Source organism: Solwaraspora sp. WMMB762 (assembly GCF_049179115.1).
GTDB lineage: Bacteria > Actinomycetota > Actinomycetes > Mycobacteriales > Micromonosporaceae > Micromonospora_E.
This window is the reverse complement of record NZ_JBMHMD010000001.1, coordinates 1,556,355-1,571,534: the sequence shown is the minus strand read 5'-3', so window position 1 is coordinate 1,571,534 and position 15,180 is coordinate 1,556,355. Positions and strand designations below refer to the sequence as shown.

Annotated in this window: 13 protein-coding genes; 10 read left to right on the top strand and 3 right to left on the bottom strand. The window is 72.0% G+C overall.

Annotation, left to right across the window (positions count from 1 at the left end):
• Nucleotides 1–2: 2 nt before the first annotated feature.
• Complete coding sequence (locus ACN27J_RS07015) at nucleotides 3–1,619, bottom strand: xylulokinase (RefSeq protein ID WP_421364653.1); 1,617 nt, start codon at nucleotides 1,617–1,619, stop codon at nucleotides 3–5.
• A 4-nt stretch (nucleotides 1,620–1,623) separates the two neighbouring features.
• Entirely contained in the window at nucleotides 1,624–3,888 is a 2,265-nt protein-coding gene (locus tag ACN27J_RS07010; RefSeq protein WP_421364651.1) for an aminotransferase class III-fold pyridoxal phosphate-dependent enzyme, read from the bottom strand.
• A gap of 206 nt (nucleotides 3,889–4,094) precedes the next feature.
• On the opposite strand from ACN27J_RS07010, the gene ACN27J_RS07005 reads away from it, so the two are divergent.
• A complete protein-coding gene (locus ACN27J_RS07005) occupies nucleotides 4,095–5,294 on the top strand; it encodes a helix-turn-helix domain-containing protein (protein WP_421364649.1) in 1,200 nt (399 codons plus the stop codon).
• A 19-nt stretch (nucleotides 5,295–5,313) separates the two neighbouring features.
• On the opposite strand, the gene ACN27J_RS07000 is transcribed toward ACN27J_RS07005, so the two are convergent.
• The gene (locus ACN27J_RS07000) at nucleotides 5,314–6,618 is read right to left on the bottom strand and encodes a low temperature requirement protein A (RefSeq protein ID WP_421364647.1); all 1,305 of its coding nucleotides are present in this window, start codon (nucleotides 6,616–6,618) and stop codon (nucleotides 5,314–5,316) included.
• Nucleotides 6,619–6,993: 375 nt separating this feature from the next.
• Here ACN27J_RS07000 and ACN27J_RS06995 point away from each other — a divergent pair, with 375 nt between their 5' ends.
• The 9 genes from ACN27J_RS06995 (at nucleotide 6,994) to ACN27J_RS06955 (ending at nucleotide 15,082) form a co-directional block, all read left to right on the top strand.
• Nucleotides 6,994–7,794, top strand: a complete 801-nt coding sequence (locus tag ACN27J_RS06995) for an SAM-dependent methyltransferase (protein ID WP_421364645.1) — start codon at nucleotides 6,994–6,996, stop codon at nucleotides 7,792–7,794.
• A 153-nt stretch (nucleotides 7,795–7,947) separates the two neighbouring features.
• Complete coding sequence (locus ACN27J_RS06990) at nucleotides 7,948–8,202, top strand: hypothetical protein (RefSeq protein ID WP_278169671.1); 255 nt, start codon at nucleotides 7,948–7,950, stop codon at nucleotides 8,200–8,202.
• Between the two features lie 106 nt (nucleotides 8,203–8,308).
• Complete coding sequence (gene pabB / locus ACN27J_RS06985; protein ID WP_421364643.1) at nucleotides 8,309–10,513, top strand: aminodeoxychorismate synthase component I; 2,205 nt, start codon at nucleotides 8,309–8,311, stop codon at nucleotides 10,511–10,513.
• 157 nt (nucleotides 10,514–10,670) lie between these two features.
• The gene (locus ACN27J_RS06980) at nucleotides 10,671–11,258 is read left to right on the top strand and encodes a dienelactone hydrolase family protein (RefSeq protein ID WP_421372134.1); all 588 of its coding nucleotides are present in this window, start codon (nucleotides 10,671–10,673) and stop codon (nucleotides 11,256–11,258) included.
• 111 nt (nucleotides 11,259–11,369) lie between these two features.
• The gene (locus ACN27J_RS06975; protein WP_421372133.1) at nucleotides 11,370–12,035 is read left to right on the top strand and encodes a DUF4178 domain-containing protein; all 666 of its coding nucleotides are present in this window, start codon (nucleotides 11,370–11,372) and stop codon (nucleotides 12,033–12,035) included.
• Between the two features lies 1 nt (nucleotide 12,036).
• Nucleotides 12,037–12,582, top strand: a complete 546-nt coding sequence (locus tag ACN27J_RS06970; RefSeq protein ID WP_421364641.1) for a DUF2617 family protein — start codon at nucleotides 12,037–12,039, stop codon at nucleotides 12,580–12,582.
• On the top strand, nucleotides 12,579–13,004 hold the full coding sequence (locus ACN27J_RS06965) for a DUF4247 domain-containing protein (RefSeq protein WP_421364639.1): 426 nt from the start codon (nucleotides 12,579–12,581) through the stop codon (nucleotides 13,002–13,004). Before ACN27J_RS06970 ends, ACN27J_RS06965 begins: the two co-directional genes overlap by 4 nt.
• A gap of 31 nt (nucleotides 13,005–13,035) precedes the next feature.
• Complete coding sequence (locus tag ACN27J_RS06960; protein WP_278169665.1) at nucleotides 13,036–13,461, top strand: DUF350 domain-containing protein; 426 nt, start codon at nucleotides 13,036–13,038, stop codon at nucleotides 13,459–13,461.
• A 16-nt stretch (nucleotides 13,462–13,477) separates the two neighbouring features.
• Nucleotides 13,478–15,082 (top strand): polyamine aminopropyltransferase, encoded by a 1,605-nt coding sequence (locus ACN27J_RS06955; RefSeq protein WP_421364637.1) that lies wholly within the window; start codon nucleotides 13,478–13,480, stop codon nucleotides 15,080–15,082.
• Nucleotides 15,083–15,180: the final 98 nt, after the last annotated feature.

Sequence of the window (15,180 nt, the reverse complement as noted above, 5' to 3'; positions counted from 1 at the left end):
CGCTATCTTCGCTGATCGGTCCGATGTGCACCACCGGGCATCCGCCGGTACACCGGGGCGAGTCGGCGGTGCAGCTCCCGGTAGACGTCGAAGAGTTCGTCGTAGCGGACGCGGTGCGCCGCCGTCGGGGCGAACACCTGGTCGGTCCGCAGCAACGCCGGGATCTGCCCAAACGTCAGCTGCCCGGTGCCGACCGCGCCGATCCAGCCGGCGCCACGGGCGTTGACCGCGACCGGGTCCGGGTCCCGACGCACCTCGACGCCGAGCACGTCGGCGAAGATCTGGCACCAGGCCGTCGACCGGGCGCCGCCACCGGTGACGGTCAACGAGGTCACCGGGGTGCCGAGGAACCGGTCGACCGCCGCCGACAGCCACCGGGTGTTCAACGCGACGCCTTCGAAGACGGCCCGCAGCAGATCGGACCGGTTGGTGTCGAGCGAGATGTTGACGAACGCGGCACGCAGGTCCGGATCATCGACCGGTGCGCGTTCGCCGTAGAGCCACGGCAGGTAGAGCACCCCGTTGGCGCCGGCCGGCACGGTCGGCAGGATCGCGTCGAACGCGTCGAAGATCGACGTCTCGTCGGTGGCGAGGCGGCCGGCGCCGACCAGCGGGTCGTCGTACTCGACGATCTTTTCCTTCAGCCAGGTGAGGTTCGCCCCGGCGGTGGCCTGCAGCGCGGTCATCAGGTACCGGTCGCCGATCGCGCACGGCACGGCGGCGATCTGCGCGACCGGGTCGGTCTTCTTGCGGCGCACGTGCGCCGCGATCCACGACGAGGTGCCCAGGTACAGGTGCGGGTCGTCGTCGGCGGTGGTACCGGCGCCGATCGCCGCCGCCGTGGTGTCGATCGCCCCGGCCACCACCTGGACGGTCGGCGGCAGACCGAGGTGGGCGGCGGCGTCCGGGTGCAGCGTGCCGATCACCTCGGTGCAGGCCACGATCGGCGGCAGTTTGTCCGCGTCGATGCCGCAGTCGGCGACCAGGGCGGGAGAGTAGCGGACCCGGTCGGGTCGGCGGTTGTCCGTCACCCACGAGGTGAGGACCGAGTCGACCGTGGCCACCGTACGGCCGGTGAGCTTGAGGTTGATCCAGTCCAGCGCGTTGAGGAAGGTCGCGGTCCGCGCGTACACCTCGGGCATGGTGTCGCGGACCAGCAGCATGTGCGCGGCCGGGTCCTTGCCGGTGGTGGACGGCATCCCGCCGGTCAGCCGCAGCCAGCGCACGATCCGGCGGACCGACATTCCGCCGTACGCCGGGAAGCCGCCGAACTGCCGCCGCAGGTGCGCCGCGCCGCGCATGTCCAACCAGGTGATGCAGCGGGTCAGTGGCGTCCCGGCGGCGTCCACCGCGATGGTCCCCTCGCCCTGGGTGGACGAGCAGACGGTGGTGACCGCGCGCAGGTGTTCCGGGTGGGCCCGGCCGAGGTCGGCGACCACTTCGCCGAGCGCCGTCCACCAGGCCTGCGGGTCCTGTTCGGCGCCGCCGCCGGGCAGCACCAGCAGCGGCACCGGCCGCTGCGCCCAGCCGGTCACCGTACCGTCGGCGGCGACCAGCGCGGCCTTCATCCCCGAGGTGCCCAGGTCGATCGCGAGAACCTGCGGCGGGACGGCCGACACCGGGTCAGACCCCTTCCACCTGCGCGAACACCCGGTCGAACCGGTCCAGCGCGGTGTCGATCACCTCGTCGGTGTCGGCCATCGAGGTGTACATCCGGGAGCCGGCCAGGGTGATGACGCCATGCGCCGTGTACGCCGCACCCATCTGCTCCATCAGCCGCTTGCGGGACTTGTTCTCCCGGAGCAGCTTGATCGGGTTGCGCATGTCGAGCAGCATGACGCCACTGCACTCCAGATGCACGATCGACCCCTGGTTGTAGGCCACGTACGGCAGACCGTACCGGTCGATCAGCCGCTGCAGTCCCCGGGTGAGCCGGTCCCCGGCCCGGCCGGCGATCACCGGGGCGTTGGTCCGGGCCATCTCGGCGATGGCGAAGTAGCCGGCCGCGCAGGACAGCGGGTTCGCCGACAGGGTGCCGCCGACCTGGATGTGCGTCCCGCCGCGCCCGTCGAGCCCGGCGCCGAAGACGGCCATCACGTCGGCCCGCCCGCCGACGCCGCCGGCCATCGGGTAGCCACCGGAGACCGCCTTGCCGAACACGGTCAGGTCGGGGGTGACACCGAAGTAGCCGGCCGCCCCGCCGAGCCCGACCCGGAACCCGGTGACCACCTCGTCGAAGATCAGCAGCGCGCCGAACTCGTCGCACAACGCGCGGACCCTGGCGTTGAAGTCGCGCGGCACCGGGCGGGTGCCGGACTCCGGGCCGAGTGGTTCGACGATCACCGCAGCGGTGCCGCCCCGGACCCGGTTCTCGATCAGTTTGCGGCGCAACGCCCCGAGGTCGTGCGGGAACGCCTCCCGGGTGTTGGCGGTGGCGCCGAACGGGATGCCCTTGGCGTTCATCCGGTACGTCCCCGGCACCCGCAGCCCGTACACCATCGTGTCGGACCAGCCGTGGTACGCCCCACCGACCTTGATCACCATGTGTTTGCCGGTGAAGGCGCGGGCACCGCGTACCGCCGCCATCACCGCCTCGGTGCCGGAGCCGAGGGACCGGTACATCTCGATGTGCGGCAGGTACCGGTGGATGATCTCGGCGAGCTTCAGTTCGTACTCGTGGAACAGCCCGGTCACCGGCCCCGACTCCTTGACCACCGCGGCGACCTGCTCGTTGACCGGGCCGTAGTTGCTGCCCAGGATCGTCGGGCCGCCGGCCTGCAGGAAGTCGATGTACGTGTTGCCGTCGCGGTCGGTCAGGTAGGCGCCATCGGCCGCGTCGATCGCCAACGGGAACGGGTAGTTGAAGGCCAGGTTGTGCTGTACCCCGCCCGGGATGCGCTTCTTCGCCCGGTCGGTGATTTCTCTGCTGGCCCGGCACCGGTCGGTGAAGTAGCCGAGCACGTCGAGCATCGCGTCGTGGCGCAGCCCACGCACCGGCTGGGCGACCAGGGCCTTGAGTCGGCGCATCGTGTCGTCGACGTCCAGGTACTCGGTGATCGCGTAGCCGAGTCGTGCGGACTCGCTGCCCGGCAGGTGCGCGGTGGTGGTGTCGGCGGTCGGCGGCCCGGCGGCGGCGATCTCGGCCGCCACCGCGTCGGCGCTGGGCAGCTGCTCCTGCGGTGGCACGCGCACCGGCGGGACCGCCTCGGTGATCTGCGCGGCGATCCGCTTCTCGTCGGCGCGCAGCTTGGTGAACGCGACCTCCCGGATCGCGGTCGGGATGGTGTAGACCTTGCCGGCTTCGCTGGTCAACGCCAGGAGATAGGCGATCGACACCTTCTCCAGCAGCGCCATGTTGAACACCGCGCGGTCCGGGTCGGTCCCCAGCGCGACGACCCCATGGTTGGCGATGATGAACGCGTTGTCGCCGCTGGCCACCTTCTTCTGCACGTTGCGGGCCAGCATCCCGGTGCCGGACGGGGCGTAGTCGACGATCGCCACCTGGCGGCCGAGGAAGCGCACCTGCTCGTCGGTGAGCGCCGGGATCGGCCGGCGCAGGAACGCCAGGGCCGAGGCGTACGGCTGGTGGGTGTGCACGATCGCGTTGACGTCGGGCCGCTGCCGGTAGATGTTGGCGTGCATCCCGGCCTCGATCGACGGCGCGAGGTCACTGCCGGTGCCGTCGGGTATGTGCGTACCGTCGAAGTCGACCAGGCAGATGTCCTCGATCCGCATCCGGTCGTAGTCGTAGTTGCTCGGCGTGACGGCGTACAGCCGGTGTCCCGGAACCCGGACCGACACGTTGCCCTCGGTGGCCTTCAGATAGCCCCGGTCCAGCATGGTTCGACACATGTCGACGACGTGCCGGCGGGAAGTGTGGTGGTCCATGGCGGGTCCTCCGGTCCTCCGGGGGGGGGTACGCGGCGAGAAACCTATCCTCGCCGCCGGCCGCCGCTGGGACACCGTCCCGCCGGCAGCGGAAAACAGCGACCGGATTGTCACCACGTGACAAATTCAGGCTGCGTGCGCCGTCAACGACCCGTTGCCCTGGGTCGGATTCTCACTAAATTGTCATCACGTGACAGAGTGGCGGGGTGCGAGCCCGCCCAGTGACCGTCACCCCCTGGCAGCGGCTGCCCGCCGAGCTGGCCCCGGCGATGCGGCCCCGGCTGGCGGCGGTGGTCGACACCGTGGCCGCTGCGGTGACCGAGCTGACCCCTGAGTTCGTCGGGATCGACGACCCGAAGTTCCGGGCCGACGTCCGGACTGCGGTCGACGTCGCCCTACAGCGTTTTCTGGACCTGGTCGGCACCACCGAGCCGGCGTTGCCGCCCCGGGTGCGGGAGGTCTTCGTCGCGCTCGGCGCGGCCGAGGCCCGGGAGGACCGTGGCCCCCAGGCGCTGCTCGCCGCCCTGCGGGTGGCCGGCCGACTGTTGCTGCGTCAGGTCGGTCAGGCGCTCGCCACGGTGCGCCCGGTCGACGCCGAGGCCCTCGCCGACTGCGCCGACGCGGTCACCGGTTTCGTCGACGAGCTGGCTGCGGCCGGCACCGACGGGTTCGCCCGCCAGCTGCGCGAACAGTCCGGCGAGGGCGACCGGGCCCGCCGGCAGCTGGGCGAACTGCTGCTGGTCGGCGGAGCCGGCGCCGCCACCGTGGCGGCGGCCGCCGTCCGGGCCGGCTGGCGGGACCTGGCCACCGTGCTGCCGGTCGTGCTGCCGGCCCGGCAGGCCCGCGACGCACGGTTCCGGTTCGGTACCGACGGCATCGTGGTCGACCGGGGCCGCGACGCCGTACTGCTGCTGCGCGCCGGCCCCCGGACCACCCGACCGGTGCTGGCCGACGCGCTGCACGGCTGGCGGGCCACGGTGGGCCCGGCGTTGCCGTGGCCGCAGGTGCCCCAGGCGGTACGACTTGCCGAACTCGCGGCGACCGTAGCCCGGACCGGCGGAGCCAACCAGGGCGATCCCGTCGACCGCACCGCCGTCTTCGCCGAGGACCACCTCACCGTGCTGGCGCTGCACGGCCACCCCGACGCGCTGGCGGTGCTGACCGGCCGCCGGCTGGCGCCCTTCGGCGCGCTGCCGCCCACCCAGCGCGCCGGACTGCTGCGTACGCTGCACAGCTGGCTGCGGCACTGGGGGTCCCGGTCGGCGGTCGCCGCCGAGCTGTTCGTCCATCCGCAGACCGTCAGCTACCGGCTCAAGCGGCTGCGGACGCTGCTCGGCGACGACCTGGACGACCCGGACCGCCGGTTCGAGCTGCTGTTGGTGCTCACCGTCGCCGACCCGCGCTGACCAGCGCGCTACCTGCCGGTCAGCGGTAGCGGCGCTGCCGCCACGCCGACTCGCGGGCCTCGTGGGTCAGCCGTTCGTGCATTGCCGCCGCCCGCAGCGACCGGCGGGACCGCCGGAGCAGCATCAGCTCGGCCAGGACCAGGCCGACGCACACCACGGCCAGCAGCGCGGTGCCGGCCAGCGCCGGCGACCGGGCGGCGACCGGAGCGAGCCCGACCAGCACGACGACGACCGCGACCCGGGTGACGGTGACCGTGCCGAGCATCCGGGCCTGGAACCCCACCTGGGCGACGAAGAACAACGCCACCCCGCCGAAGGCCAACGGCATGGTCGGACCCGCAGCCGGGGTCGACAGGTCGACCCCGGCGGTGCCGAGGTGATGCAACGCCTCCTCCATGCCGAGCGCGGTCAGGATCAGCCCGGCGATCATCGGCTGGTGCAGGTAGACGTACGCGTCGCGGGCCAGCGCCGCGCGCGACCGGCCGTCACCGGTGGCATGGAACGCCTGCAGCGCGGCCGGCGCGACCAGGTCGAAGTGCGACCACCACAGGGCGGCGGCGATCGCCACCGCGAAGGTCGCGCCGGCCACCGCCGGCCAGGTGACCGGCCTAGCGATCAGGTCGCTGCCGACGCCGACCGACACGATCAGTTCGCCCAGCGCGATCATCAGGATGAGCTCGAACCGCTCCACCCAGTGGTTGGCGGACCGCACCGCCCATCCCCAGGTGGCCAGCAGGTATCCGGCTGCGTACTCAACCGTCAGCGCGGCCAGCCAACAGCCGACCTGCAGCGCGAACACGACGTTCGGCGACAGGCCCAGGTACGGCGCCACGCCGGCGCCCACCAGCAGCGCGGTGGCGAGCAGCGGAGGGACCGCCAGCCGACCCAGCCGGGGGCCACCGGCCCGGTCGTCGGTAGGGGCCAGCCCGTACAGCAGCAGGTGCAGGCCCCGGACGACCAGGTAGCAGCCGGCCATCAGCAGCGGACCGGGAAGGCCGCTCGGCTTGTCGCTGAACGCCTGCGGGATGGTCAACGCGGCGATGAAGACCGCTGCCATCGCCGCGAACATCACCAGCGGCGCGATGCCCTCGCCGAGCCGGATCCGGTTGGCGAGCATCAGGTGTGAACACCACGCCCACCACAGCAGCGCCAGGATCAGCATTCCGGCGACGAGACCATGGCCGGTGAGCTCGCCGGCGGTCACCCGGGCGATGTTGTAGAACGCGAAGACGAAGACCAGGTCGAAGAAGATCTCCAGCCGGTCGACCCGGGCACCGGGACGGACCGGGCGCAGCCCGCCGCGCGCCGGCCGGGTCTCGTCCATGCCTGCCTCCGCAGCGGCCTCGCCGTGCCTGCGCCCGGCCGGACCAACCCGGACCCGTCAGTGTGCGCCTGCTCACCTGCGGTGATGATAGTTCGTTGGTGGGTGGCGGACCGGAAAATCGACGCCGGGCAGTGGTCGGGCCGCCGTCGGCCCGGGCCGGCTGACATCTGATACGGACTGGAAAACCCGGAAATGGCCCGATGGATCTCGTCGCTGTGCACCAGTGCGATCATCCCGTGGCACTGTCTGGACTCGATGATCGCCACTTATAGTTGCCGTGCCACCGTTCGTGTTCGCGGACGCGCCTGTCCGGTGTGTCCGTCATCTTGCTGGAGGTTCGTTAAAATGACGGCAACTATCGGACAATCGGGCGATGTGCGAGCCGATGTGGAAAATGCCAACATCGCCCGGATCTACGACTATTACCTCGGTGGACTCTACAACTTCGCGATCGACCGCGAGCGGGCCGAACGCATCAAGCTGATGCTGCCCAGCGTCGACCTGCTCGCCCGGAGCAACCGGGACTGGCTGCGCCGTTCGGTGCGCTACCTGGTCGGCCAGGGCGTGCGGCAGTTCATTGACATCGCCTCAGGACTGCCGACGGTCGGCAACACGCACGAGGTGGCGCACGCACTGGATCCGCAGGCCCGGGTGATCTACGTGGACAACGATCACTCGGCTGTCGTCCACGGTGAGGACATCCTCGCCACGGAGCCGCTGGTGGCGATGGCCGAGGTCGACGGTAGGTATCCCGACCAGGTGTGGTCGCATTCGGCGGTCCGCGAGCTGATCGACCTGTCGCAGCCGGTAGGCATTGTCCTCGGCGGGCTGCTCGTCTTCGTTCAGGACGACGAGGATCCGGCCGGGCTCGTCGCGGCCTACCGGGACGCGCTGGCACCGGGCAGCTACATCGCGATGTCGCACCTCAGCGCGGACACGGCCGACGAGGAGACCCGCGGGCAGGTGGACCGGATGGTCGCCGCCTACCAGGCCGGCGTCGGCGCGAACCTCTACGTCCGGGACAAGGCCACCATCACCTCCTGGTTCGACGGCATGGAGCTGGTCGAGCCCGGTGTGACCCTGATGGCTGACTGGCGGCCGGACCCGGGTCTCGACGTGGACGCACAGACCCCGTCCCGGCAGCTCGGCTACGGCGGGATGGCCCGCATCGGGTAACCCATCCGGTAAGCGCGGTTCGGTGTCCCCCCCCGGCTCTTGGCCGGACACCGTCCAGCCGCCTGGCGAGCGTCCGGCCCCGTCGACCGGCCGGGTCAACCTCCCGGCCCGGTGCCGCGTCTTCGTGGTGTCCGCTCGACCAGGAGGTTTCCCGTGACCGTCACTCCCAATCCGGGCAGTTCCGAACCGCTGTGGTCGGTGGGCGGCATCACTGCCGCGGTCACCGCGCTGCTGGGCGTGGTGACCGCGTTCGGTTTGCCGCTCACCGAGGCACAACAGGCCGCGGTCCTCGGCCTCGCCGCGGTTCTCGCTCCGCTGATCGTCGCGCTGGTCGGCCGCGCCCGGGTGTACGCGCCGGCGACCGTCGAACGACTGGTCGGTGACACCACCCCAGGGGCCGACGGGTGAGCCATGCCGGTCCGGGCTAGGGCCGGCGGAGGTCAGCTACCGCGCCACATGCTCCCGGCCGATGGTGGACAATCGGCCGGTGCCGTGACGCGGTGGGAGGTAGCGGGTGCGGATCCTGCTGGTCGACAATTACGACTCCTACACGTACAACCTCTTCCAGTTGCTCGCGGCGGTCGCCGGCAGCGAGCCGACCGTGCTGGCCAACGACGACCCCCGGCTTGCCGCCGTCGACCGGTTTGCCGCGCAGTGCGTGGTGATCTCGCCCGGCCCAGGTCGGCCGCACCGGGTGACCGACCTGGGCTGGGGGTGGGAACTGCTCGACCGCCGTCGCGACCTGCCGGTGCTCGGGGTGTGCCTCGGCCACCAGGCGATCGCGTTGCACGCCGGCGCGCGGGTCGACCAGCGGCGGGCCCGGCACGGACTGATCGACCGGGTGCGGCACACCGGTGCCGGGCTGTTCGCCGGCATACCTCAGGGTTTCGCGGCGGTCCGGTACCACTCGCTGCGGGTGGCTGAGCCGGTGCCGGCGGACCTCATGGCGAGCGCGTGGGCCGCCGACGGCACGGTGATGGCGTTGACGCACCGTCGGTTGCCCCGTTGGGGCGTGCAGTTCCATCCGGAGTCGATCGCCAGCGAACACGGTGCCCAGCTGGTCGGCAACTTCCTGGCCCTGGCCCGGGCCGCCATCGTCCCGGTAAGATACCGAGGAGTCGCGACCGGGTCCGCCACTGCCACTGCCACCGCCCGTCCGGTGGCGGCCGGGCCGCGCCGTGCCGCCACCGCACCGGTGACAACCCGGCAGCCGGCCCCTGACGCTGCGGCTCCTGACCCTGCGGCCCCTGACGCTGCGGCCTCCGGCCCCGGCTGGCGGCGCGACGTGACGGTCCTCGACGCGGAGATCGACACCGAGGTGGTCTTCCAGGAGCTGTACGCCGACGCACGGTACGCGTACTGGCTCGACGGCGCCGACGTCGAGGCCGGGCGTTCCCGGTTCTCCTTCCTCGGTGACGCCGACGGACCGCTGGCCGAGGTGCTCAGCTACCGGATCGGCAGTGGCCGGGTCGAGGTGCGCCGGCCGGACCGTCCCGTCGGGCAGGAGACCGGCGGCATACTCGACGTGCTCCGCCAGCGGTTGGCGCGGCGGCGGCTGCCCCCAGCCGGGCTGCCGTTCGACTTCGCCGGCGGCTACGTCGGCTATCTCGGCTACGAGATGAAGGCCGACTGTGCGCCCACCACCGCCCGCCGGGCCGACACCCCCGACGCGGTCTGGATCTTCGCCGACCGGCTGATCGCCGTCGATCACCTGCACCGGCGCACCTACCTGGTGGCGCTGAGCATCGACGACGTCGGGCAGCACGCTGCCCGGGACTGGCTGGCGGCGACGGCGACCCGGCTGCGCGCGGTGCCGTCGTCGGCGCGGCCCGGGCCGTCCGACAAGCCGTCGGCACCGGACGCCGGGACGGACCTGTGGCGGTGGGTGACGCCCGCCCGCGACCGCAGGCACTACCTCGCCGACGTCGACGCGGCCCGCACCCAGCTGCGACGCGGCGAGAGCTACGAGATCTGCCTGACCAACCAACTGCGGCTGCCACCGGTCGCGGACCCGCTGGCCTACTACCGGACGCTGCGTCGGATCAACCCCGCGCCTTACGCCGCGTACCTGCGGCTGGATGACGTCGCCGTGGCCAGCTCCTCCCCGGAGCGGTTCCTGCGCATCCGCCCGGACGGCCGGGTCGACAGTAGCCCGGTGAAGGGCACCTCGGCCCGCGCGGACGACGCCGACGAGGACGACCGGCTACGTCGTACGCTGGCCAGCTCAGCCAAGACCCGGGCCGAGAACCTGATGATCGTCGACCTGCTCCGCAACGATCTCGGCCGGGTCTGCGAGGTCGGCTCGGTGCGCGTCCCCCGGTTCCTGGCCACCGAGACCTACCCCACCCTGCACCAGCTGGTGTCCACCGTCGAAGGACGGCTGCGTCCGTCGATCAGCGCGGTCGACTGCGTACGGTCGTGTTTCCCCGGCGGGTCGATGACCGGTGCGCCGAAGCTGCGCACCATGGAGATCATCGACCGGCTGGAGCAGCGGGCCCGGGGGATCTACTCCGGTGCCCTCGGCTACTTCGGCCTCGGCGGCGGTGCCGACTTCAGCATCGTGATCCGTACTGCGGTGCTGACCGGCGACGGGGTCACCATCGGCACCGGCGGTGCCATCGTGCTGGACTCCGACCCGGCCGACGAGTACGCCGAGACGATGCTCAAGGCGCGGGCGCTGCTCGTCGCGTACCGGTCGGCCACCAGGTCGGTCCGGTGACCGGGTGAGCTGGACCCCGGCAACCAGGGCGATCCGGGCTCACGGTTCAGCGTCAGGTCGCAGGCATGACCGGTCGTCGGCCGGGTACCCGGCTCCGGTGGCTCAGGACACTGCGACCCGCGTCCCCGCCGTCGACGTCGCGCTCGACGCGGACGTGATGGTGCCCGCCGGTACCCGGGCGGTGGTGCTGTTCGCCCACGGCAGCGGCAGCTCCCGGCTCAGTCCACGCAACCGGACGGTGGCCGGCCGGCTGCACGCGACCGGCCTCGCGACCGTCCTGGCCGATCTGCTGACCAAGGAGGAGGAGCAGATCGACGCGACCACCGCCCAACTGCGCTTCGACATCGCCCTGCTCAGCCGGCGGTTGACCGCGGTGGTGGACTGGGCCGTCGAGCAGCCGGAACTCGCCGGCCTGCCGGTGGGACTGTTCGGTGCCAGTACCGGCGCGGCGGCGGCGCTGAGTGCCGCCGCCTCCCGGCCGGAACGGGTCGGTGCCGTGGTGTCGCGGGGCGGCCGGCCCGACCTGGCCGGCAATGTCCTGGCCGAGGTACGGGCACCGACCCTGCTGCTGGTTGGGGAGCTTGATCCGCAGGTCGCGGAGCTCAACGCGGCGGCTGCGGCCGCCCTGCGGGCACCGCACGACCTGCGGGTGGTGCCGGGCGCCGGCCACCTGTTCGCCGAGCCGGGCGCGCTGGACCGGGTCGCCGCCGACGCCGCCGGCTGGTTCGACACACATCTGCGGTGAAAGTCGCTGCGTTCCGTCGCTGACCCGTCACTTAGTCGCGCTAGCTGCGAGTGACGTGCGCGCACTTGTTACGGTCGTCGACCGGTGCGACGTACGGAGGACGCGGCGATGATGAACGGGACCATTGCTTACCTGGTGACCGGGCTGGGATGCCTGATCGCGACGGCTGGTGTGGTGGTGGCGGCGATCGCCGTGTGGCAGACCCGGACCCGGGCCGGTGGCTCTCGGAAGAGGCCCGGTGGGGGACCGGTCGATCCGTTCCACACCGGTGACACCGACGCGTTGCGTGGCGATCCGCGTCGCCTCGGCCCCGGTGACATCGTAGAGATCCGGGCACAGTCGTACGCGGTCCGCGGCAGCCTGCACTTCGCCGAGGGCAGCTGGACCTGGAGCGAGCACTTCCTCGACGACGCGCGGGGCGACAAGCTGTGGCTCTCCGTCGAGTCCGATCCCGACCTGGAGCTGGTGCTGTGGCGGGCGGCCGGGCCGGACCTGCAACACCTGCAGCCCGGCCCGGCGGTGGTGGACGCCGCTGGGCGCCGTTACCGGCTCGACGAGTCCGGCCAGGCCCGGTTCACCAGCACCGGGGCGACCGGGCTGACCCCCAGCGGCTTCGTGCGCTACTTCGACTACACCGCCCCGGACAACGCCCGGCTGTCCTTCGAAGGCTTCGGCGACTCGGGCCGCTGGGAGGTCGGCTTCGGCGAGGTGCTGCACCGCGCCGAGGTGATGATCTACCCGTCCGCTGGTCAGGCACCGACCGTCGGGAAGGCCTGACATGCTGGTCGCCCTGGACGCACCGTACGTCGACACCAGCGCGGCGGAGCTCAGCTTCGCGCTCGGTCTGGCCGAGCGACCCGCCCTGCACGTGCTCGAGCTGCCCCTGCCGGGCGCTGGCGGCGGCGCCCGCTCCGGTTCGCCGCCGACCGGTTCGCCGCCGGCAGGGCTGCTGCGCCTGCGGTTGCTCGGGGCCTCGCATCAGGTCGTGCTGCGTACCGCCGGCCATGACCTGGTCGAGACGCTCGCCTGCCTGCCCGGTCACCCGCCCGACCTGCCGGCGGTGGTGGACGCCGATGACGGCTACCGGTTCGCCGCGCGGGCGCTTCGGCTGTCGGCCGGCGAACTCGCCGGGCGGGCCGACCGCCTCCGCCGGCAGCTGACCGGTGACCCGCACGCCCTGGTCGGCGTCTTTCCGGGCAGCCCGGACGCACTCACCGCGCTGCACGCCCGGATCGATGGTGCCCGGATCAGTTGGCGCACCTGGCATGCGTACCCGCAGACAGCCGAGTTGGTCGAGACCGAGACGGTGGTGACAGTACGGTGACTTCCCGCAAATGGATCGTCGGTGGCGTGGTCCTCGCTCTGGTGGGCGTGATCGTGTCGTGCTGCGGGCTGGCCGCCGGCACCTTCTCCGCCCGCGGCTACGTCGAGCGCAGCTATGCCCGCTCGGTGGTCGACGACATCGGCTCCGACGCCGAGGGGTACCGCTCCGATCTGCCACCGCGCCAGGTGGCGCAGCAGCTCACCCGGGCGTTCAGCCCGGCCGACGAGTACACCGTCGGTGACCGCTACTACCTGCGCTACGGCGACGACTCGGTGGTCATCCTGCCGATCGCCGCCGGCTCGCTGATCCTGCTGGAACGCATGACGACCGCGTACCCCCGGTACCGCTCCGTCGTCGGCAACTCGTGGAACTGGCAGCGCGGCAGCACGATCCGGGGCGGCGGTCCCGGCACCGGCAAGTAACCACCCCCATCCCACCACCTGGAGTTGGCACATGTTCCGTACCTTGTTCGTCGACCTGCTGCTCACCCTGGCGTACGCCGGGGTCGGTCTGGTCCTGATGGCGCTCGGCTACCTGCTGGTCGACCTGGTCACCCCGGGCAAGCTGCACGAACTCATCTGGGCGCAGCGCAACCGCAACGCGACCGTGCTGCTCGCCTCGAACTTGCTCGCGGTGGGCACCATCGTCGTCGCGGCGATCGCCGCCGGGGAGAACAGCTTCGTCACCGGCCTGGTCGGCACCGCCGGGTACGGGCTGCTCGGCCTGCTGGTGATGGCGGTGTCGTTCGTGCTGCTGGACGCGGTCACGCCGGGCCGCCTCGGGGAAATCCTGGTGGACCGGGAGCCGCACCCGGCGGTCTGGGTCAGCGCGACCATTCACCTCGCCACCGGCGCCATCGTGGCGGCGGCGATCAGTTGATGTCGGCGGTCAGTTGATGTCGGCGGTAGCGGTGCCGGCGCCGGGCGACGGTGCCGGCACCGGCCGCCGGTACGCCCGGCTGGCCCGGCCGGCGGTGCTGGCTGCGGTCTTCGTCTGCGCGGCCTGCGGCCTGGTGTACGAGCTGGCGCTGGTCGCTCTGGGCAGCTACCTGATCGGTGACACCGTCGGCCAGGCGTCGATCGTGCTGGGCGTGATGGTCTTCGCGATGGGCGTCGGCGCGTTGGCGGCCAAGCCGCTGCAGCACCGCGCGGTGGTGGCCTTCGCCGCGGTCGAGCTCACCCTGGCGCTGCTCGGCGGGCTGTCGGTGCTGGGCCTGTACGCCGCCTTCGCCTGGCTGGACCTCTATGCGCCCGCGCTGGTGGCGACCGCGTTCGTGCTGGGGCTGCTGATCGGGGCGGAGATTCCGCTGCTGATGGTGCTGCTGCAGCGGATCCGGGCGCAGGCGGCCGGCAGCGCGGTCGCCGACCTGTTCGCGGCCGACTACGTCGGTGCCCTGCTCGGCGGCCTGGCCTTTCCGTTCCTGCTGATCCCGTTCTTCGGCCAACTGCGTGGGGCGTTGCTGGTCGGCGCGGTGAACGCGCTGGCCGGAATCCTGCTGGTCGGCACGGTTTTCCGGGGCGATCTCGGCCGACGGGGCCGGGCCGGGGTCGCGCTCGCCGCCACGGTGGTGATGGCGACGCTGGCCGGTGCCTACCTGGTCGCGGCGGACTTCGAGGTGACCGCGCGGCAGCAGCTCTACCGGGATCCGGTGGTGCACGCCGAACGCAGCCGATACCAGGAGATTGTCCTTACCCGGGCGGTGTCGCCGGTCGCCGACGGCTCCGACCTGCGGCTGTACCTCGACGGGGATCTGCAGTTCAGCTCGGTGGACGAGTACCGCTACCACGAGGCGTTGGTCCATCCGGCGCTGTCCGGGCGGCGCGACCGGGTGCTGCTGCTCGGCGGGGGGGACGGGCTGGCCCTGCGCGAGGTGCTGCGCTACCCGGACGTCACCTCGGTGACGGTCGTCGAGCTGGACCCGGCGGTGGTCGCGTTGGCCCGGGCCGAGCCGGACATTCGGGCGCTCAACGGTGCGGCCTTCGACGATCCGCGGGTACGCCTGGTGCACGCCGACGCGTTCGCCTGGCTGCGTGGAGCCCCAGGCGTGTTCGACGCGGTCGTCGTCGATCTGCCGGACCCGGACCAGACCGCGACGGCGAAGCTCTACTCGGTGGAGTTCTACTCGCTCCTCCGGCAGGCACTCGGTCCGCAGGGCAGGATGGTGGTGCAGGCCGGGTCTCCGTACTTCGCGCCACGTGCGTTCTGGTGCATCGAGGCGTCGGTGCGGCAGGCGGGCTGGACGACCCGGCCGTACCACGTCGATGTTCCGTCGTTCGGCGACTGGGGTTTCCTGCTCGCGGTCGCCGACGGCGAGGGAGCCGGCCCGGTGCCGACGCCGCAGGTGCCGGCGGAGGCGCCCGCGCTGCGCTTCCTGGCGCCCGAGGTGCTGCGGGCGGCGCAGGTCTTCCCACCGGACCGGGGTCCGGTGCCGGTCGAGCCGTCGACGCTGCTGGACCCGCAGGTGCTCACCTACAGCCGGGCGGCGTGGCGCGGCTACTGACCCACCGTGTCCGCTGGATGTGTGGACGATCACCGGTGACGGGTGAGCGGGACCACCGGCGACCAAGCAAGCGACCGGTATGGTCGGTGGCCGGTTGG